Genomic DNA, 19528 nt, shown 5'->3' with positions numbered 1-19528 from the left:
GCCTCACGATTCGCGAATCGCGGACAACAGCGAGTCGTCCTGCACGGCGCCGTCCCACGTATTGCCGTGAAGCAATTGCTCCAACGGCAAGCGCGAACGCCAGCCGACCATTTCCAATTCGGGCTTGGGCAGAAACTCGCTTACGTGCCCCAGGCACAAATAGGCCAGCGGATAAACCTGCTCCGGCAGGCCGAGCGTTTCGGCCAAGCGCGACGGATCGACAATGCTCACCCAGCCCACGCCGATCCCTTCGGCGCGCGCGGCCAGCCACAGGTTCTGCACGGCCAGACACGTGCTGAAAAGATCGGCGTCCAGCATCGTGTTCCGGCCGAGTACATGCGGACCGCCGCGCTGACGGTCGCAGGTGATGCAAAGATTGATCGGGCTGTCGACGATGCCTTCCAATTTCAGTCGGCGATATTGCGCCGCGCGGTCGCCGGAATAATTGTGGGCGGCATCCGCGTTGGCGTCGTCGTAAAGCGCCTTCACCGCGCGCTTAATCTCGATGCTGTCGATCACCACAAAATCCCACGGCTGCATAAAGCCCACTGACGGCGCGTGATGCGCCGCATGCAGCAGGCGAGCCAGCACATCGGGCGCAATGGGATCGGGCAGAAACTGCGAGCGAACGTCGCGTCGTTCGTGAATGGCGCGATACAGACCCTCGCGCTGTGCGTCGGAAAAGCGATGATCGGTCATAAGCGGTCTCAGTTGCCTGCCAACATCGCGGCGATCTTCGCCATATGCGACTCGGCGGTTTCGCGCACGGCTTCCTTGTCCGCTTCCGGATCTTTGCCTTCCCAATGCAAATCGTCTTGCGGCAATTCGTGCAGAAAACGGCTGGGCTGGTTGTTGTGCACTTCGCCGTAGCGTTTGGTTTTGGCCGACCACGACAGCGTCAGCAATTCCTTGGCGCGCGTGATGCCCACGTACATCAGGCGGCGTTCCTCGTCGATGCGGCCTTCATCGATCGCGCCATCATGCGGCAAGGTGCCTTCTTCGCAGCCCACGATAAAAACGAAACGAAACTCCAAGCCTTTTGCCGAATGCAAGGTCATCATGCGCAAGGCGTTGCCGGGTTCGTCGCGATCCGCATGCGACAGCAGAGCAAGCTGCGAGGCGAGGTCGCCCGCGCTGTTGTTGCCTTTTTGCATGGCGCGAAACCAATCGGCGAGTTCGCGCATATTGCCCATGCGGCGTTCGCGCAACGCGGCGTCCGGCGTGCCGGCGGCGATATGGGCGGCGTAGTTGGTGCGCGTAAGAATACGGTCGACCAGATCGGCTGCGCTCTCATGCAAAGACGCGCTGCGCAGTTCGTCGAGCAAATCGGAGAACGATGCCAGCGCGGCGGCGGGGCGCGGCGTTAGCTGACGCAGCACGCTGTCGCTGCGTGTGGCTTCGAGTAGCGAGCAATGTTTGCTCTGTGCGATTTGACCAAGCTTTTCCAACGTCGTCGAGCCGACTTCGCGCTTGGGCACATTGACCACGCGCAAAAAGGCGGCGTCGTCGCTGGGATTGGTGAGCAGGCGCAGATAGCACAGCAAATCTTTCACTTCCGCGCGATCGAGAAACGACAACGCGCCGGTCAAGTGATACGGGACGCGTGCAAGGCGCAGCGCCTTTTCCAGAGGACGCGCCTGGAAGTTGCCGCGATACAGGATCGCCATATCGTGCCAGCGCACTTTGTGCTTCTCGGCCAGCGTCGCCGCCATACCGGCGATGCGTTCGGCTTCGTGCTCCGCCTCTTTGCATTCGATGACGCGGATCGGCGCGCCTTCCGGATGCTCGCTCCACAGCTTTTTGGTATGCAGATGCGGATTGTTGGCGATCAGCTGGTTGGCGGAGCGCAGAATGCGCTTGCCGCAGCGATAGTTCTGCTCCAACTTGATCACGCGCAGATTCGTCCAATCCTTGCCGAGCTGTTCAATATTCTCGGGATTGGCGCCGCGCCACGCGTAGATGGACTGATCGTCGTCGCCCACGCAGGTAAAGTTGCCGCGCTCGCCCGCCAGCGCTTTCAGCAAACGATATTGCGCGTCGTTGGTGTCCTGGTATTCGTCCACCAGTAAATAACGCAAGCGTTCGCGCCACGCGTTGCGGCATTCTTCGTCGCTTTCAAGAATGCGCAGCGGCAGGCGAATCAGATCGTCGAAATCGACCGCGTTGAACGCGGCGAGACGTTGCTGATACAAGTCGTAAATCGTGGCCGCTTCCAGCTCGCGTGGACTGCGCGCGGCGGCGAGCGCTTCTTCCGGGGACAAGCCGCTGTTTTTGGCGCGGCTCAGCAAATTGCGCAAGCCGAACAGCACATCGGGTTTCACGCCTTTGGGCGCCAGTTCCTTGACGATGTTTTCGCTGTCGTCCGCGTCCAATACGGAAAAGCCGCGACGCATGCCGGCGCGCGCATGTTCGATTTGCAGAAACTTCAAGCCCAAGGCGTGAAACGTGCACACCGTAAGCGCCGTTGCATCGTCTGCGCTTACCAGCTTGCTGACGCGTTCGCGCATTTCGCGCGCCGCCTTGTTGGTAAACGTAATGGCGGCGATTTTCGACGCGGCTAATTTGCGACGCTGCACCAGGTGCGCGATTTTCTGCGTAATAACGGAGGTTTTGCCGGAGCCGGCGCCCGCAAGCACCAGCAGCGGACTTTCGACGTGCTCGACAGCGGCCAATTGTTGGGGGTTGAGCATGCGTCGATCAGGTCGGCTGGGTGGCTACGGCGTACCGGGCGATCCTAGCAAACCCGGCGTCTCCCGAGCAGGCTTGTAAGTGGCCCGCCAGCATGTCAGTCGCGGTACCATGCGCTATTGCGCGTGCCCGGAACCCGCATGGCCAAGCTCTACTTCTATTATTCGTCGATGAACGCCGGCAAGACCACCAACTTGCTGCAAAGCGCTTACAACTACTTCGAGCGCGGCATGCGCACCTTGATTCTCACGCCGGCGCTGGACAATCGCTACGGCGAAGGCGTGGTGGCGTCGCGTATCGGGTTGAAATCGCAGGCGCAGCGTTTTGCGGCGGATACCGATTTGCTGGCGCTGGTGCGCGCGAATATCGCCGAGCACGGCGAACTGCACTGCGTCTTCGTCGACGAGGCGCAGTTCTTAAGCAAGGCGCAAGTGTGGCAGCTCGGCGACGTGGTCGACGTGCTCAAGATTCCCGTGCTTGCCTATGGCCTGCGCACCGATTTTCGCGGGGAATTGTTCGAAGGCAGCAGTTACCTTCTGGCCTGGGCCGACGTGCTGGAAGAGATCAAGACGATCTGCCACACCGGCAGCAAGGCCACCATGGTCGTGCGCGTGGACGAGCAGGGGCGCGCGATTACCGAAGGCCCCCAGGTTGAGATCGGTGGCAACGAACGCTATGTCTCGGTAAGCCGCGCGGAGTTCAAGAAAATCACGCAGGGCCGCGGGCGCATCGAATTGAAGCAACCTCATTTGCCGCTGGATGAAAAGCCCTGATCGGGACCGGCATAAAGACAAGGAAAACGCATGAGCAATCCGGTCACCTATTTTCCCGCCTGGCAGCGCCCGCATTGGCAGCCCAGTGACGAAGAAGTCATTCTGCAGTTCTACGTCTTCGGCAATTTCAAACCCACGCGCGTGCCTTCGGAACCTTATGGCAGCGACGGGTTGCCGGAAGAAGTGCAACTGAGCAGTCATCACCACCACGTGTTGCGCGATTGGGAAGGTTATCCGCTCAAAGAAGCGCTGGGCGACCTGTTCAAAAACGACGCGCCGGAAGCCTTCGAGCAAGCCTTGGCCGCACCGCAAGTGCTGGTACTGCATGGGCGCTTCAAGGATCAGGGCGATACGGGCTATCTGCGCGATACCTACGGCGTGCTCGCCGGCTTGCTCGATATCGGCGGCGTGGCGATTCTCGATCCGCAGATTCTCACCTTGTTTAGCGCGGACGAATGGCGTCGACGTTATTTAATCAAGGACGGCGCGCCGTTGCGCAATCACGTGTTGATTCTGCGTGACGAGGAAGACGCATCGGGTCGCCAGTGGATTCACACGCGCGGCATGCGCAAATTCGGTCGCCCCGATATCAGCTTGCACGACGTTCCCGAGACCGACACCGATCGTGCGGGAGCGCTTTGCCAGAAGTTGATCGAATTGGAGGCGCTTGGTGCGCGTTTCGTCGACGGTCAATCGCTGGAAGTCGACGGTGTGTTTGGCGGATTGACCGCTGAATTGGGCGGTGGAATGGACGATCCGCAATTCAATAACACGTATGTGTCGTTCTACTGGCCAGGCCAAGAGTAAACATCGTCACTTTTGGCAGTGCGGACACCAAAACGTGGAGCGCTGTCCGATCACTTGTTGGCGTATCGCCGTGCCGCACACTTTGCACGGCTCGCCTTCGCGTCCATAGACGAACAATTCGCGGAAGAAATAGCCGGGCGCGCCATCCGGATTGAGAAAATCGCGCAGCGTGGTGCCGCCGCGTTCGATCGCCCACGCCAGGATGCGTTTCACTTCGCCCGCCAGGCGTTGATAACGGGCGCGCGATACGGAGCCCGCTTGACGACGCGGATCAATGCCGGCCGCGAATAATGCTTCGCTGGCGTAGATATTGCCCACGCCGACCACGATCGCGTTGTCCATCAAAAACAATTTCACCGCAGCCTTGCGACCGCGCGAACGCCGCCACAGCAAATCGCCGTCGAATGCATCGGTAAGTGGTTCCGGGCCCAGGTCGGCTAGCAGTTCGTGCGTAGTACCGGGCGCTTGCCACAACAAACAACCAAAGCGCCGCGGATCGGTAAAACGCAGGATGCGTGGCTTTTCGCCTCGCAAGGGTTCCAGATGCATATCGACGTGATCGTGTGCGCCCGGCGTAATATCCGGCGGCAACACGCGCAGCACACCGGTCATGCCCAAATGCAGAAGCGCGCTTCCCGCGTGCGTATGCAGCAGCAAATATTTGGCACGGCGTTCCACTTCGTCGATACGTTGGCCTGGTAGCAGCTCGCTGATTTCGCGCGGAATCGGCCAGCGCAAATCCGCGCGACGCAACGTCACGCTGGTGATGCGATGACCGATCAGATGAGGCGCAATGCCTCGACGCGTGGTTTCGACTTCCGGCAATTCAGGCATTCAGAGCCTACTTTGGGTCTCGGCGTAGCCCGCGTTGTCACGGTGCGTCCGCCAGGTGGTGGCGCGCGGCGCAGCGCTTGCCTGGCTGGCAAGCCAAGCCGCGTGCTGCCGCATGGTGGACGCACCGTGACAACCCGAAGGGCCGGGTTTGTTTGCCCGCCGGGCTGCGTCCTCACTCAGTTGTGTATCGACATACACGCCTTCGTTCCTCCTTGCCCGTCAGGCAAACAAACCCGGCGCGGGCCACGCCGAGACCCAAAGCAGGCTCTTACTGCGCCTGCACGGAGGTGCTTTGCGCCGAACGCGGCATATAAAGCATCGACACAATGCCGACACGTTCGCCGGTTTGCACGTAAACGTCGTGACCGATCGCCGTCATGCTGCCGAAGCTGAGTGTGGCGTCGTCCAGCGTCAGCTTCGCTTGCGGCGGTGCTAGGCCGATTTTCGCGATGTCATAGTTGGCAGCGGGCTGCCAACTCTGCACCGGCGCGGCGGCGATACGAATCAGCTCGCCGATGCGACGATCATCCGCGCGCACCGGATCGCCCTGATCGATACGCCACCAATGTTCGTCACGCTTCACATATTTTTCGGTCGGCGTGGCGCCCATCGCCAGACTGACGCGCGTGATCGTTTCGGGCTTGAACGACAACAGCGTCCCAGGCGCGGCGTTCTCGTCGCTGCGCAACTGCCATGCCGCTGCGGCGAGCAGCACAATCACAGCAACAATCAGCGCCAATTGCCGGCGTACAGCCCGTTTCATGCGCGTCGTCTCCGCCACGCAATAACGCCGCCGATCACCAGCAACAGCACCGGCATAATCAAAATAAAAATAATGCTGAGCGCACTCAGCTCGCCCTGCGAAACGGTCAACACGCGATCGGGCGCGCCGCGCGGCGGCATATTGATCAGTTCGTCGTCGCCGAGCAGCCAGTCGAAAATACGGTCGCCCAGCGCGCGATTGCCGCCGTTGCCGAGATAACTGTTAGAGAGAAAATCGCCGTTGCCGATGACCACGACGCGCTGCTCGCTTTTCGCGGGGCTGGGCGACAGTCGGCTCAAAGCAAAACCGAAATCCAGCGGACCTTTCAACGGCGCTGCTGCGTTGCCGCCTAGCGATTGTGTCGTCGCTTGAGGACTCGAACGAAGGAATGGTTCCACGTTCCATTCGCTCTTGCGCACTTGCGCCAACGGCGCGACTTCCGGAAACAGCGTGGCGAGCGTAAAGCCGCGTGTAATCGCGCTGGGTGGGTAATCGCCGAGCGCGATCATGCGCGGGTCCTTCAAACCAAGCGCCGACGATGACGCATCGACCAACTCGCCCGGCAGCACGCGAATGCTGAGTGCGTCAGCCATCGGTTGCAGGCTTGCGTCCATATTGCCGGGATCGGCAAGCCACAACAGATTGCCGCCGCTGCCGAGATAATCCGTCAGCGCTTTCGTGGCGCCCGGTGACAGTGCTGCTTGCGGCCCCGCCAGCACGACGAGATCCGTTTGATTCGGAACCGCCGCGACTTGCGAGAAATTCAACGGCACGGCGCGCATACCGCGCTGCGAAAGTTGCGAAGCGAATGTGCCGAGATCCGCATTAGCGACACCATCGGCGCGTCGTTCGCCGTCGCCGGTGACAAAGGCCACGATACGATCGTTACCTCGCACCAAGCGTTCCAGCGCATCGGTAAGGCTGCGCTCGTTCAACGTATCCAAGCGCTGCTGACGATCGCGATAATGAAGGATCAACTCGCCATCCACCGTAATGCCAAGATTGCGCATCGCGTTGGGATCTTGTTGCGGGTCGACGAAACTCACATGCAGATCGGGCTTCGCCTGTTCGTAACGCTGCAAGAACGCCGCGATAGTTTGGCGCAGATCGCCCTGCGGGCTCGCGTAGCTGACGATATCCACCGGGCCGTTGAGCTTGGTAAGCACCGCGCGCGTTTCCGGCGACATGCTGACGCGACTGTTGAACGTCCAATCGGCGACATGATCGTGACGCGCGGTAAGAAAACCGATCGCGCCCGCACCGAGGAGCACAAGCAACGCAGCCAACCAACCGTTGAGGCGACGAGTAAGCGGCGCATTCATCAGTTGCGCTCCTTGTCGGCCGCCAAACGTTGCGTGCCCAAGATCAACGCGACCGCTATGGCGAGCAGAAACCACGTTACATCCGCAGTCGATACCAGCCCGCGCAACAAGTTTTCCTGATGCGTGCTCATCGCCAGCCAATTGATAAAGCCACTATTGATGCCCGCGAGCTGCGCGCCAAGATTGATGCAGTAAAGCGCAAGGCTGATCATCAACGCCGCCACGGCAGCAACCGCTGGATGCGATGCGAACGCCGAGCACGCGACGCCAATAGCGCCAAGCACAGCAAGCGCAAGAAACGTCCCCGATGTTGCTGCAGCAAGCTTGCCCCAATCCAACGTCGCGCCATGCGCAAGACTCAACGGCACCGCCATCGCAAGCAGCAACCACAGGGCGAGCCAAATCAACACCGCCAGATATTTGCCGATCAAAATGCGCGTCGCGGAAAGCCCTGTGGCGAACAACAACGGCAACGTGCCGCTGCTGCGTTCGCTGGCTAACGTCGTCATTGTCAACAGCGGCACCAGCAACAGCGCAAGTTCGATCACGCCGAACGGCAACGGGCTGCCAGTGATAAAGCTGCTATCCATCCGCACCGCCACCAGATCGGTGTAGCCGGGTCCATCCGGCAGCGCCGCGAGCTTCACCTGATTGAGCAGAAAAATCTGCAACAACAACGCAAAGCGCCAACCCAATTCCGCGAGCGCCAGCGCAGCGACGATCCATCCAAGCGGGCGCACAAACAAGCGGCGCAACTCCAGCCGCGTCACAGCGAAAAGTGTCATGCGGCCTGCCTAGCCATCGCGATGTCGAAGAAGATTTTTTCCAAAGCAGCGTGCTGATCCGCCGGCAACGGCGCGTCGTAGCGCAGCGTGCCCTGATGCAGAATCGCCACGCGATCGCACACCGCCGTCACTTCGGTCAGCTGATGCGTTGACAGAATTACCGCCGTGCCGTTGGCGGCCAACTCGCGCAGCAAGCCGCGCAAGGCGACCACCTGCACCGGATCGAGCGCATTGGCCGGTTCGTCCAGCACCAGCAAGGCCGGCCGATGGAGCAGGGCGCAGGCCAGTCCAAGGCGCTGGCGCTGTCCCTGCGACAAAACGCCCGCCAGGCGGCGCGCCAAGTCGTTCAGCTCCAGCCGGTTGATCACCGCATCGCGCGCTTCGTTCAGTTTGGCGCCGGTGAGACCGCGCAGCCGGCCGTGGGCATCGAGGTGTTCGCGCACGGTCAGTTCCGGCCACAGCGGGGCACCTTCCGGCAGCCAGCCGATGACCTGCCGCGCCTGTTCAGGTCGCTCGATAAAGTCCTTTCCTTGCAGCCGGATAAACCCCCGATCGGGCCGCAAAGCCCCGGCAATCATGGCCAGGGTGGTGGATTTGCCCGCCCCGTTCACCCCAAGCAGCCCAAGGATCTGGCCGGCATGCAGGTTCAGGGTCAGGTCGCTCACGGCCGGGCGCCCGGCCCGGCGGCGGCTGACCTGTTCCAATTCCAATACGGGGGGTGACGTCGGTTTAGGCGCGTTCATTGCATGATTGTCAGGGCGACCCCATCCACCAGACAACCGTTTCCCGTCACGGCTTTACGAGTTAACGGATTGCCAAACGGGGCCGGCTAACATGCTGGTGGGTACGGACGCCCTCGACTAGACTCTTTTTTCTACGTACCGGGATATTCCTACGATGTTCGACGCTGTGCTGAATTTCCTTACCAGTGGCGTTACTGGCGCTGGTTGGGTGGCGATTCTCGTCTACCTTTTGGTGGTCACGCAGATCACCATCTTCACCGTCACCTTGTATCTGCACCGCTGCCAAACGCATCGCGGCATCGACCTGCATCCGCTTATCGCGAACTTCTTCCGTTTCTGGGGCTGGCTCACCACGGGCATGGTCACCAAGGAATGGGTGGCCGTTCACCGCAAGCACCATGCAAAGGTGGAAACCGAGGAAGATCCGCACAGCCCGCAGATCCACGGCATCAAGAAGGTGTTCTGGGATGGCGTGTCGCTCTATCGCGACGCCAGCCTCGTAAAAGAAGACCTGGAAAAATACGGTCGCGGCACGCCCGACGACTGGTTCGAGCGCAAGCTCTTCACCGGCCACCCGTATTGGGGTCCGGCGCTGATGCTCATCATCAACTTCACCCTGTTCGGCGTGATCGGCCTGGCCGTGTGGGCCGTGCAGATGGCGTGGATTCCGTTCTGGGCCGCCGGCTTCGTCAACGGCATCGGCCACTGGTGGGGTTATCGCAATTTCGAAAGCTCCGACACCGCCACCAACCTTATCCCGTGGGGTTTCTGGATCGGCGGCGAAGAACTGCACAACAACCATCACGCCTTCCCGAGCTCGGCCAAGTTCTCGCTGCGCAAGTGGGAATTCGATATCGGCTGGGCCGCGATCGTGCTGCTGCGCAAAGTGGGTCTCGCCAAAGTGCTGCGCGTAGCGCCGACTTTGGACATGCGCCCTAACGTGCATCTGCCCGACGCCGAAACCCTGAAAGCCGTGCTCACGCACCGCTTCCAGGCCATGACCGATTACTACCGCAACGTCATCGTGCCGACCCTGCGCGACGAAGCGCAGCACGCCGGCGAAGGCATCAAATCCACCCCGCGTCGCCTGCGTCGCGCGCTTGCCGACGGCGGTCGCTGGCTCGATGGCGAAGGCCGCGAGCGCATGCAGGCCGTGCTGGCCAAGCGTCCCACGCTCAGCACCGTGTGTGAATTCCGCAATCGCCTTGCCGACTTGATGGATCAGCGTGGCGCCGACCAAGCGCTTAAGGGTTTGCAGCAGTGGATTGCTGAAGCGGAGCAAAGCGGCATTCGCACGTTGCAGGATTTCGCGCAACGGTTGAAGGGTTATTCGCTAGCGAGTAGCAACGCCTGATTGGCGTTAGCTTCTAGCAAATTGAAAAGGCCGCCTTAGGGCGGCCTTTTTGTTTGTGCAATTGGTGCATCACAACCAATGTAAGTTATCTGGAAGTCGAGTGACTAAGAGGCAATTTGACTGACGCATTCGGATAACGCGCAAAATGGAACCAAGTAATGTCTGCTTTCGACTGCGGATTCAGCCGGTCGATGCAACGGAGTTTCTCATGTTTGGTTTTACAGTGGATTTTGTAAGCCCGATGGACTTCGAGTACTTGGCTGCAGAAATCTCATACGACGGGCAAGTGCTCTGCCGTGTACGAAATGAGCGTTCGGATAGAGTGCTCGAGGTGGAGCTTTTCGTCGACGTTGTGAGAAAGGTAGACCAACACAGTTGGCTGTCCCGCTGCGAGAATTTATGACTCTTCTCGACGATGTTGGGAAAGAAGTTGCAGACTGTCGAGCTTAATAAGGTCCGCTTTCGACCCATAGCAGATAATTGCGGGCTTTCTGGAAATGAATATGAGTGATGCCATCGGATATCTCGCAATAGCTTTTATCGTGTCGACGTTTCTGAGTGGCCTGTGTTACTACGCGCTGCTTTTCGCTTTTGCGAAAAAATTGAAGGAGAGCAATGCCGAGATATGGTCCTTGTCCCGACGTGCTGCAAAACCGTTCGAGACGGATCTGATGACGGCTTACCGCGTACTGACGAGTAGTGATCCTGGTTTGGGACTGACGGCAGGAACATCTGAGGCCAAATTGGCCCGCGCAACCAAGCGACAGCTCTACATATCAATGGCCATGTTCATGGTCATCCTAGCTGTGGGTTTGTACGTATCGGTCGACAAATAGCCAGTTCACGATATGGAGTTCCAGTTCGCACGAAGGCGATGCAAATGGTCCGCTTTCGACCCAAATCTGATAATGCTTCCCCGCACTTATCCGGCGAGCACTCATAGATCAGCTTTCCCGCTGTCATCGAATCCGCGTTCGCTGACAGATGACCATGCCGCATTCATGCGAAGGTCCAAAAGTCGGGTGTGCCCATCCTGCTCTAAAGAACCCGGCACACCCGACATGAGTGAAGCAAAAGCGCGGATCGCCTGGGTTGCAGCCCAAACGATCCGCTGGCCACAACCAACGAAAGGACAAGGAGTTGATCATGGTTACCCCCGATCATACGGCACGCTCGCATCCACGAGCCCCCGCCACGCCGAGAGCCACACTGCTTCACCGCCGCTCATACTGGACGGCGTCGGGACTAACTGGGCGTCTGTAGAGAATTCAGTCAGATAAAACCTCTGCATATGCAGGATTTTTCCTGCACCCCTTCCCGCCGCGCGCAATACGCGGCGGGACTTAAGCGTGCACGGCGAATAACGCCATGCGCGATCGGCGCACTGTGAAAAGGATTCTTCCATGAAAGAAAAGGCCCCTGGCGCTTGGCTTACCCTCAGCACCAGTTATTTTCCCGCCCCCGTCGTTAACCCGCTCCGCCTGCTCGACGACGCATACATGTTGATCGAAAACGCGCACGGCGTTGTCAAAGTCATGCGCGATGCCATGCAACTTTCCCCCTACGTAGACACCCGCGCACTTTCGCTCGCCTTAAAAGCCGTCGAAATATTGATGGAGATGAGCGCGGGGTCGACGGAAGCGGCACATGTGCGCTTTGAGGAAATTGGCGACGGCTGGGTTGCCCACTATGAAGTGATGGACAAATAGTTTTGGCTTCAAATGCTCACGCTGACGCGAAAATCTGCACAAGTCGACTTTGTTTTTCGTCGGCACGCCTTCTCTATTTCTATCGTTGAGTGGATATTCGAAATTAAAAAGGAATTTGAAATGAAAAAGATGATTGTCTTTGCTTCATTTGCCCTTGGTCTAACGGGCTGCGTCACAATGTCAGGTGATTATCGCGTTACCGCCGTTAGAAAAGACGGGACAGCGGCTCTCTTTGTTATGCATGCTCATGGTTCGAATATCTATGCCGCACGAAATGCCTTCTGCCTTGCGAACCCAGGAGCAACGGTGTCTATCGTTGACGTCAACACCAATAAGGAGTTGACGAACGAAAGCCCGTATAAGTGCAAATAGCCTTCGAGAAAGTTTTGCCGGGTTTGTGTCTTGCGGATGTCGGCTTGATGTAAGCGCGTCCGGCTTCATTTCGCCTATTCGTATGTCGTTCCCGCAGAACTCTTTTGTGTATTCGTTCAATAGACGACGGCCTGGCTTTTCGCCAGGCCGTTAAGGGCGCTGCTCCGTTGCGCTGTAATTGTGGAATACCATGGATGTGTTTGTTTCCGATCCGAAACGGACAACGGCAAAGACAAAGGGGTGTCCAATGGAAGGTCATTCGGTAGAGGACATGACAAATAAAAATGGATTTGTGTACCCGACAGCGGGTCTGCTTGGAAAATTCATCAATCGGTTAGTCGCGTGCCAATTGCTCCTGAGGTTCCGCCGTGCGCTTTTTTCCCGGTTACCTTTTTTGACATTGGCTAGCGATGTCAAAAATGTCGTGTATTGCACATGGGTGGTCGCTGTCAGTGACGTTATCCATTTAGTGCCACCCGGTGTTGTGCTCAAACAACGTAATGGATCGACGCTTTTCACCGTTCTTACCTATGCGCACGACCATTTCGGGCCAAAAATTGCCGGACCTCTTCGACGAATTTTCCCCTCGCCGCTTCAAAGCAATTGGCGGTTTTATGTCGAGGCGCTTCCAGGTGATGTCCCAACAGAAAAGACTGTCCTGTTCGTCAAGAACATCTTTGACAATCCGCTCTACGCGATAGGAACTCGCCTTTTCAGCGATGCTCTGCCATCTCACCTCGCTGAAAGGTTCGAGCATGCAGCGTTGAATGAGCAATTCAGCACAATGATTTTCGCAGGTGCGGGCAGTGCGCCCGATTTTCAGTGTGTTGCCGAAACAACGTCCGAGCGATCATTGCCACAAGCGCTCGCCCCGTTTTTCGACTCATGGCTCAGCGCCGTTACCTTCTTGTGTCTGCAACATGGTGCGATCTCACAAGTCGAACACTGCGCCCGACTCGCGTATGCAGAGATAGATCTACCCGTCGATATCGACGCCGTGGAGCCGCTGACTTCATTGGATCAGCCTGAAAGAGGAAAATTCCTCAGGCAAATCGGCGCTACAGGCAGGCCATTTTGCTTCCGCGTTCCAAGCGTCCCGTTTAGTGTTCTGTCCGAACGGTTGCTCTGATATGTTCGATCCTAGTGTCCGCTTTCGACTGCGGATTCAGCCGGTCGATGCAACACTCCCGCTGCTCACACAGTCTTTAGTGTGTTGCATCGACCGGCTGAATCCGCAACCCAAAGTGGACATCAAATTAAGAAAATTAAACGAACGAAATGACGTCAATGAGTGAACCTCAACATGCGACGCTACTAAAAACTGGAAGAACTTATTGGCGTGCTTTTGCACTCGCGTGGATTTTCCCAGTCGTATTTCTCTTTGGCGGCCTTGAGGCTGATCAACTTGGCTATCCGACTGTCTTCTTCTTTGCCTTGCTTCCGTTGTTTTTCTGGAGCCTAAATCGGGCTGGTCGCCCTTGGATGCGGCGTGAAATCAGTTATTGGCATGCCATATTTTGGTGCCTTGCCGTTCCCTTTATGGTTTGGGCGCTTGCTGTATTTGTGCACCTAGCAGTGTCGGGCCATTGAAATCGTGCTAATCCAACTGGGTCGGAATATGCGTCCGCTTTCGACGCAAAGCGGACGCCGCGGCGATGCCAACTCTGGAATGTGACTGGCAACAGTTCGCGACATGTTGGCAATCAAAAACACCATGCATTCCCCCAAAAGAAAAACCCGCCACAAGGGCGGGTTTTAATTGAAAGCTACGATCCCGGTTTTCCCGACGGACTCGTCTAACGACGAATCACTTGATCTTGCCTTCCTTGTACATCACGTGCTTGCGGACTACCGGATCGTATTTCTTGAATTCGAATTTGTCCGGGGTGTTCTTCTTGTTCTTCTGCGTGGTGTAGAAGTGGCCGGTACCGGCCGAGGAGATCAAACGGATCTTGTCGCTTTTGCTCTTAGACATGGCTCAACGCTCCTCAGATCTTCTCGCCGCGGGCACGCAGGTCGGCGATCACGGCCTCGATGCCCTTCTTGTCGATGGTGCGCAGCGCCTGGTTGGAGACGCGCAGTTTCACCCAGCGGTTTTCGCTGGCGACCCAGAAGCGACGCTCATGCAGGTTGGGCAACCAGCGGCGACGGGTCTTGTTGTTTGCGTGCGAGACGTTGTTGCCGGTCTGCACACCTTTTCCGGTGACTTGGCATACACGGGCCATGATGACCTCCGTAATTTTGTTTACCGCCCGTTGGCCAGGGCGACATCGGCCCAGCGGCGCAGTGCGCCACGCGATGCTGGAGGGTGTTGCTTCTCGCCGTGGTCGTGAGGTCCACATCGCGTTGCGGACATGCCCGGATGGCCGGGTCGAGGAGGGCGAGCCGTGCATTATCCCTGAAAAATGCCCGTCTATGCAATCGGTTGGGGTATTTCATCCACAGCCCCACATAGCGACAAACGGGGATGTATGGAACAATCCTTTTTCTTTGCGCCTCACGCGCACAGCCTTTTAGAACCGAGGGATACCCATGGCAGAGATCACCGCCAACGGCCAGGCCAGCAGCCAGGCCAACCAGCCGCAGCTCGCGCTGCAGAAAATCTACGTCAAGGACGTGTCCTTCGAAGCCCCCAACGCACCGCAGATTTTCCAGGATATCGGCGAAATCACCGAGGCGCCGCAGGTTCAGCTCAACCTGTCCCAGCAGGCCACCGGCCTGGGCAACGACATGTTCGAAGTGGTGCTCACCCTCACCCTGACCTGCACCCTGAACGAGCGCACCGCTTATCTGGCGGAAGTGAAGCAGGCGGGCTTGTTCGGCATTGCCGGTTTCAACGAGGCCGACCAGGCCGGCGTGATCGGCAGCTACTGCCCGAATCTGCTGTTCCCCTATGCCCGCCAGGTGATTTCCAGCCTGGTGCAGGAAGGCGGCTTCCCGCCGTTCCTGCTGCAGCCGATCAATTTTGAAGCCCTGTACGCCGAGCAGCAGCGCCGCATGGCGGGCGGCGAGGCCCCCACGCTCAACAGCTGAGCCAACAGGCCTCCAACATGACCGATCAGCCGGTTTTGGCTGTCCTGGGCGCGGGTTCCTGGGGAACGGCACTCGCCACGCTGGCGGCGCGCAACGGCGTGCCGACCCGGCTGTGGGGCCGCAACAAGGCGGCCCTGGAATCGATGGCGGTTACGCGCCGCAACCAGCGCTACCTGCCGGATCTCGAATTGCCGCCGGGGCTCGATTTCGAGCCCGATCTGGCCGACGCGGTGCGCGGCGCCACGATCGTCTTGATCGTGGTGCCCAGTCATGCTTTCGCCGAAATGCTTACCGAGATCGCGCCGTTGCTCGAACCGGGCGCGAACATCGCGTGGGCGACCAAGGGCTTTGAGCCCGGCACGGGTCGTTTTCTGCATGAGCTGGTGGCGGAGAAGCTGCCGGGTCGGGCGGCGGCGGTGATCACCGGGCCGTCGTTCGCCCGCGAAGTGGCGTCCGGCATGCCGAGCGCCGTCACCGTGCATTCGGAAAACGAAACCTTCGCCCGGCAACTCGCCACCTTGCTGCACGCGCCGAACTTCCGCGCATACACCGGCAACGACGTGCTCGGCGCGGAACTGGGCGGCGCCATGAAAAACGTGCTGGCGGTCGCCACCGGCGTCGCCGACGGCATGCGGTTGGGGCTCAACGCCCGCGCCGGCCTGATCACGCGCGGTATGAACGAGATGCTTCGCCTGGGCGTCGCGCTCGGCGCGCGGCCGGAAACGTTGATGGGCTTGTCCGGCCTGGGCGATCTGGTGCTTACCTGCACGGGCGATTTGTCGCGCAACCGTCGCCTCGGCTTGGCGCTGGGGCAGGGCATCGGCATCGACGAAGCCGTGGCGCAGATCGGTCAGGTTGTCGAAAGTGTCGTCACCGCCGACGAAGTGATGCGCTTGGCCGACAAGCACGGCCTGGATCTTCCGATCAGCAACGGCGTGCGCGCCGTCTTGCACGGCGAAGTCACGCCGGTGGAAGGCTTGAAAGCCTTGATGGCGCGCGAGCAGAAGCCGGAATATCCCCAAGGTTTGTTCGGAACGCATTGAGCAATTTCGCGCCGTGATCGACGTCCGCGCATTTCGCTTGCGATGCGCACCCGAATCGCTGCTAAGCTCAAGGTTTTGATCGCTCCAGGGATCGCATGCGCATGCACCTACCGGACGAGAAACAGCAACGCGATCCTTCCGCCCGCAATGACGAGCGCGAGGAAAGCCTGCCCGGCGTGTGGCGCAAGCTGCTGGCCAAGCCCGCTACGGCTCCGACGCACGAACATGTCGTGCTGGGTTTCTTTTTCGAAGTAATGCCGGAGGAAGGCGTGCCGTACGCACGCCTGGACGCCGCGCCGGTATTGCTGGTGCCGAGCGAACACGGACGCTTCACGCGCCCCGCGCCGCTGGAAAGCAAATTGCTTCAGCACACCTCGCTGCCGCTGCACGAACAGCGACTGGCGACGGCCTTGCTGGGCCTGCCGCAAACCGTGCGCAAGTCGCGCAGCTACGCGCGCTTGATCGGCCACGTCGGCAATGCCTTGCTGGCGGACATGCTCGATACCGCGCCGTGCTTCCTCGGCGGCTTGGGCGGTTTGCGGTTGTCGCGCGGAAAATCCCATCAGCTCAACTGGCATTGGCAACTGGAGCAGGACGGCAGCCAGCGCCTGTTGCCGGCGCTGCCGCACAGCCAGCGCCTGCTGCGCGTCGACGGTTTGTGGTTCTTGGACGCCGAGCGCGCCGAACTCGGTCACCTCGACGCCGATCCAGAAGAAACGCACTGGCTCGACCTGCCGCCGCTCAAACACGAATACAGCCGCACCCTGCGCCGCACCTTGCCGACGAGTCGTCTCGCGCATCGCGTGCCGCTACCGCAGGTGTTCGACGAATTGCGCCGCGCGGAACTTGCGCCCAAGCCGGTGCTGATCCTGCATGCGCTGACGCGTCACGCGCGCCTTGCCGCCGGCACGCCGCCGCTCGCGTACGCGCGCCTTGCCTTCGATTACGCCGGCGAACGCCTGCCCGGACGTGGCGGCGAGCCGCTAGTGCGCCGCGTGCGCAACGGTCAGCTGGTGGAAATCACCCGCAAGCGCGCGGAAGAGCTTTCCACCATGGAGCAGCTTGAACGCGCCGGCCTCACGCTGGGCGTAGACACCGAAGGTCTGCCGTGGGATCTGGCCGACACCTTGCCCGAAGACGCCTGGCTGTTCCCCGGCAAAGGCCACGCCGGCGCGCTCGAAGTGAACACCCCTGCGCGCTGGCTCGCGCTGCGGCCGAAACTCGAAGCGGAAGGTTTCGTACTCGAATACGCACCGAGTTTTCCGTTCGAAGTGCTGGAAGGTCCGGTGCGCTGGTACGGCAACGTGGTGGAAGACGCCGACGACCATGCGTTCGATCTGGAAATCGGCATCGAAGTCGAAGGCAAACGCCGCAACTTGTTGCCCGCTGTGGCGCAAGCGCTGGCCGAACATCAGCTCAATCTGAGCCCCGCGCCCAACGAGCCCGAAGACGCTGTGTGGTACGCGCCGGTCGACGAACGTCGCCGCGTGCCCGTGCGTTTGAAAGAACTGCGCGGCTTGCTCGCGCCGCTCGCCGAATATCTCGAAAAACCGAAAAAGAAATTGCACTTGCCGCGCGTGCAGGCCGGTCGACTCGAAGAAATCGTCGAAGCGTTGCCTGCAGGCGGCGAATTGCAGGCGCCGGATCAGTTACGTGGGTTCACCGCGCGCTTGCGCGACGCCGCCGAACGCGCAAGCGATGCGGTACCGGAAGGTTTGACGGTCGAATTGCGTCCGTATCAACGCGAGGGTTTGCGTTGGTTGAACGCGCTGGCCGAAGCAGGCGTCGGCGGTGTGTTGGCCGACGATATGGGCTTGGGCAAAACGCTGCAGTTGATTACGCATCTGCTTGCGTTGAAAGAACGCGGTTCGTTGCAGCAGCCTGCCTTGATCGTGGTGCCAACCAGTTTGATTCCGAACTGGTTGGCGGAAATCGCGCGCTTCGCGCCGTCGCTACGCGCGCTCGCCTTGCATGGTCCGCAACGCAGCGGCGATTTTTCGCAGATCGCCGCGCAAGACATCATTCTCACCAGCTACGCGCTGCTGCCGCGCGACGTGGTGACGCTGCGCAAACAACCGTTCTCATTGATCGTGTTCGACGAAGCGCAGCAAGTGAAAAACCCGCGCACACAGGCGCGCCGCGCGGCATTGACCTTGCGTGCGCCCCGTTGCATTTGCCTCACCGGTACGCCGCTGGAAAATCATCTCGGCGAATTGTGGTCGCAGGTGGATCTGGCCGTGCCCGGTTTGCTCGGCGACGAAGGCGCGTTCCGTCGTCACTATCGCGTGCCGATCGAAAAGCAGCGCGACGAAGATTGCCAGGCGCGCCTCAATCGTCGTCTCGCGCCATTTATTTTGCGCAGAACGAAATCGCAGGTCGCGTCGGAGCTGCCGTCGAAGACGGAAATTACGCGTCGCGTGGTGCTCGACGGACGTCAGCGCGAGTTGTACGAAAGCCTGCGTTTGTCGTTGGCGGACGAATTGCGCGAGGTGATCGCACAACGTGGCATCGCGCATAGCGGCATCGTTGTGCTGGATGCGCTGCTCAAATTGCGTCAGGTATGTTGCGATCCGCGATTGGTGAAGCTCGAAGCGGCGCGCGGCGTGCGCGATTCCGCCAAGTTTGAATTGCTGATGGACATGTTGCCGGCGCTGCTGGCGGAAGGGCGCAAGGTGCTGCTGTTCTCGCAGTTCACCGAAATGCTCAAGCTCATCGCGAACGAATTGGAGCGTCGTCGCGTGAGCTATGTGATGTTGACGGGCGAAACGCGCGATCGTGCCGAACCGGTGCAGCGATTCCAGGAAGGCGATGTGCCGTTGTTCCTGCTTTCGTTGAAAGCGGGTGGCGTCGGTCTCAACCTCACCGCCGCAGATACCGTCATTCACTACGATCCGTGGTGGAATCCCGCGGCGGAAGCGCAGGCGAGCGATCGCGCGCATCGCATCGGTCAGGATAAACCGGTGTTTGTGTTCCGTTTGATTACGGCGGGTACGGTGGAAGAGCGCATCGAAGAATTGAAGGCGCGCAAAGCGGAGCTAGCCGAAGCGGTGCTTGAGGGTGGCGGTACGCGCGAAAAGCTCAGTTTCGATCAGGCTGATCTGGATGCGTTGCTGGCGCCGAGTTGATGCGCACCGCATTTTGTTAGTGACGTTATTGATGCATTCCACGAGATCTACTCCCTCCCCTGCTTGCAGGGGAGGGTCGGGGTGGGGTAACGCAGTCTCGCGGTAAATCTGTGTTGCGCGACAAGCGCGTGCAACCCCACCCCAGCCCTCCCCTGCGAGCAGGGGAGGGAGCGCATA

20 protein-coding genes are annotated in these 19528 nt (G+C 59.7%); 11 read left to right on the top strand and 9 right to left on the bottom strand.

Annotated elements, in window-relative coordinates:
- Positions 1 to 3: 3 nt before the first annotated feature.
- Both bluB and L0U79_RS01115 read right to left on the bottom strand, forming a co-directional pair.
- Complete coding sequence (gene bluB, locus L0U79_RS01120) at positions 4 to 699, bottom strand: 5,6-dimethylbenzimidazole synthase (protein WP_233840040.1); 696 nt, start codon at positions 697 to 699, stop codon at positions 4 to 6.
- A gap of 8 nt (positions 700 to 707) precedes the next feature.
- On the bottom strand, positions 708 to 2690 hold the full coding sequence (locus L0U79_RS01115) for a UvrD-helicase domain-containing protein (RefSeq protein WP_233840039.1): 1983 nt from the start codon (positions 2688 to 2690) through the stop codon (positions 708 to 710).
- A gap of 138 nt (positions 2691 to 2828) precedes the next feature.
- Here L0U79_RS01115 and L0U79_RS01110 point away from each other — a divergent pair, with 138 nt between their 5' ends.
- On the top strand, positions 2829 to 3461 hold the full coding sequence (locus tag L0U79_RS01110) for a thymidine kinase (RefSeq protein ID WP_233840038.1): 633 nt from the start codon (positions 2829 to 2831) through the stop codon (positions 3459 to 3461).
- 30 nt (positions 3462 to 3491) lie between these two features.
- Positions 3492 to 4268, top strand: a complete 777-nt coding sequence (locus tag L0U79_RS01105; protein WP_233840037.1) for a hypothetical protein — start codon at positions 3492 to 3494, stop codon at positions 4266 to 4268.
- A gap of 6 nt (positions 4269 to 4274) precedes the next feature.
- On the opposite strand, the gene mutM is transcribed toward L0U79_RS01105, so the two are convergent.
- The 5 genes from mutM to L0U79_RS01080 form a co-directional block, all read right to left on the bottom strand.
- On the bottom strand, positions 4275 to 5102 hold the full coding sequence (gene mutM, locus L0U79_RS01100) for a bifunctional DNA-formamidopyrimidine glycosylase/DNA-(apurinic or apyrimidinic site) lyase (RefSeq protein ID WP_233840036.1): 828 nt from the start codon (positions 5100 to 5102) through the stop codon (positions 4275 to 4277).
- 268 nt (positions 5103 to 5370) lie between these two features.
- Positions 5371 to 5865, bottom strand: coding sequence for a DUF4340 domain-containing protein (locus L0U79_RS01095; RefSeq protein WP_233840035.1), 495 nt, complete (start codon positions 5863 to 5865; stop codon positions 5371 to 5373).
- Positions 5862 to 7187, bottom strand: a complete 1326-nt coding sequence (locus L0U79_RS01090) for a DUF4350 domain-containing protein (protein WP_233840034.1) — start codon at positions 7185 to 7187, stop codon at positions 5862 to 5864. The genes L0U79_RS01095 and L0U79_RS01090 overlap by 4 nt, the downstream gene beginning before the upstream one ends.
- On the bottom strand, positions 7187 to 7972 hold the full coding sequence (locus L0U79_RS01085) for an ABC transporter permease (RefSeq protein ID WP_233840033.1): 786 nt from the start codon (positions 7970 to 7972) through the stop codon (positions 7187 to 7189). The genes L0U79_RS01090 and L0U79_RS01085 overlap by 1 nt, the downstream gene beginning before the upstream one ends.
- Complete coding sequence (locus L0U79_RS01080) at positions 7969 to 8715, bottom strand: ABC transporter ATP-binding protein (protein ID WP_233840032.1); 747 nt, start codon at positions 8713 to 8715, stop codon at positions 7969 to 7971. The genes L0U79_RS01085 and L0U79_RS01080 overlap by 4 nt, the downstream gene beginning before the upstream one ends.
- Positions 8716 to 8869: 154 nt before the next feature.
- Here L0U79_RS01080 and L0U79_RS01075 point away from each other — a divergent pair, with 154 nt between their 5' ends.
- From L0U79_RS01075 to L0U79_RS01050, 6 genes are all read left to right on the top strand, one after another.
- Positions 8870 to 10069 (top strand): fatty acid desaturase, encoded by a 1200-nt coding sequence (locus L0U79_RS01075; RefSeq protein ID WP_233840031.1) that lies wholly within the window; start codon positions 8870 to 8872, stop codon positions 10067 to 10069.
- Positions 10070 to 10572: 503 nt separating this feature from the next.
- Positions 10573 to 10905, top strand: coding sequence for a hypothetical protein (locus L0U79_RS01070; RefSeq protein ID WP_233840030.1), 333 nt, complete (start codon positions 10573 to 10575; stop codon positions 10903 to 10905).
- A gap of 567 nt (positions 10906 to 11472) precedes the next feature.
- Positions 11473 to 11778, top strand: coding sequence for a hypothetical protein (locus L0U79_RS01065; RefSeq protein ID WP_233840029.1), 306 nt, complete (start codon positions 11473 to 11475; stop codon positions 11776 to 11778).
- 12 nt (positions 11779 to 11790) lie between these two features.
- Positions 11791 to 12150 (top strand): hypothetical protein, encoded by a 360-nt coding sequence (locus L0U79_RS01060; RefSeq protein WP_233840028.1) that lies wholly within the window; start codon positions 11791 to 11793, stop codon positions 12148 to 12150.
- Positions 12151 to 12340: 190 nt separating this feature from the next.
- A complete protein-coding gene (locus tag L0U79_RS01055; protein WP_233840027.1) occupies positions 12341 to 13279 on the top strand; it encodes a DUF2071 domain-containing protein in 939 nt (312 codons plus the stop codon).
- Positions 13280 to 13437: 158 nt separating this feature from the next.
- Entirely contained in the window at positions 13438 to 13740 is a 303-nt protein-coding gene (locus tag L0U79_RS01050; RefSeq protein WP_233840026.1) for a hypothetical protein, read from the top strand.
- Between the two features lie 217 nt (positions 13741 to 13957).
- On the opposite strand, the gene rpmG is transcribed toward L0U79_RS01050, so the two are convergent.
- Positions 13958 to 14125, bottom strand: a complete 168-nt coding sequence (rpmG, locus tag L0U79_RS01045; protein ID WP_233840025.1) for a 50S ribosomal protein L33 — start codon at positions 14123 to 14125, stop codon at positions 13958 to 13960.
- Positions 14126 to 14138: 13 nt separating this feature from the next.
- Positions 14139 to 14375, bottom strand: a complete 237-nt coding sequence (gene rpmB / locus L0U79_RS01040; RefSeq protein ID WP_026635436.1) for a 50S ribosomal protein L28 — start codon at positions 14373 to 14375, stop codon at positions 14139 to 14141.
- Between the two features lie 307 nt (positions 14376 to 14682).
- Here rpmB and secB point away from each other — a divergent pair, with 307 nt between their 5' ends.
- The 3 genes from secB (at position 14683) to L0U79_RS01025 (ending at position 19351) form a co-directional block, all read left to right on the top strand.
- The gene (gene secB / locus L0U79_RS01035) at positions 14683 to 15183 is read left to right on the top strand and encodes a protein-export chaperone SecB (protein WP_233840024.1); all 501 of its coding nucleotides are present in this window, start codon (positions 14683 to 14685) and stop codon (positions 15181 to 15183) included.
- A 17-nt stretch (positions 15184 to 15200) separates the two neighbouring features.
- Positions 15201 to 16226 carry an NAD(P)H-dependent glycerol-3-phosphate dehydrogenase gene (locus L0U79_RS01030; RefSeq protein WP_233840023.1) on the top strand — a complete coding sequence of 342 codons (1026 nt, stop codon included), beginning with the start codon at positions 15201 to 15203 and terminating at the stop codon, positions 16224 to 16226.
- Positions 16227 to 16327: 101 nt separating this feature from the next.
- The gene (locus tag L0U79_RS01025) at positions 16328 to 19351 is read left to right on the top strand and encodes a DEAD/DEAH box helicase (protein ID WP_233840022.1); all 3024 of its coding nucleotides are present in this window, start codon (positions 16328 to 16330) and stop codon (positions 19349 to 19351) included.
- Positions 19352 to 19528 lie beyond the last annotated feature (177 nt).

Source organism: Dyella sp. 2HG41-7, from assembly GCF_021390675.1.
In the GTDB taxonomy this organism is placed as follows: Bacteria; Pseudomonadota; Gammaproteobacteria; order Xanthomonadales; family Rhodanobacteraceae; genus Dyella_B.
Note: the sequence above shows the minus strand (reverse complement) of the source record. Positions and strands in the feature narration are given on the sequence as shown.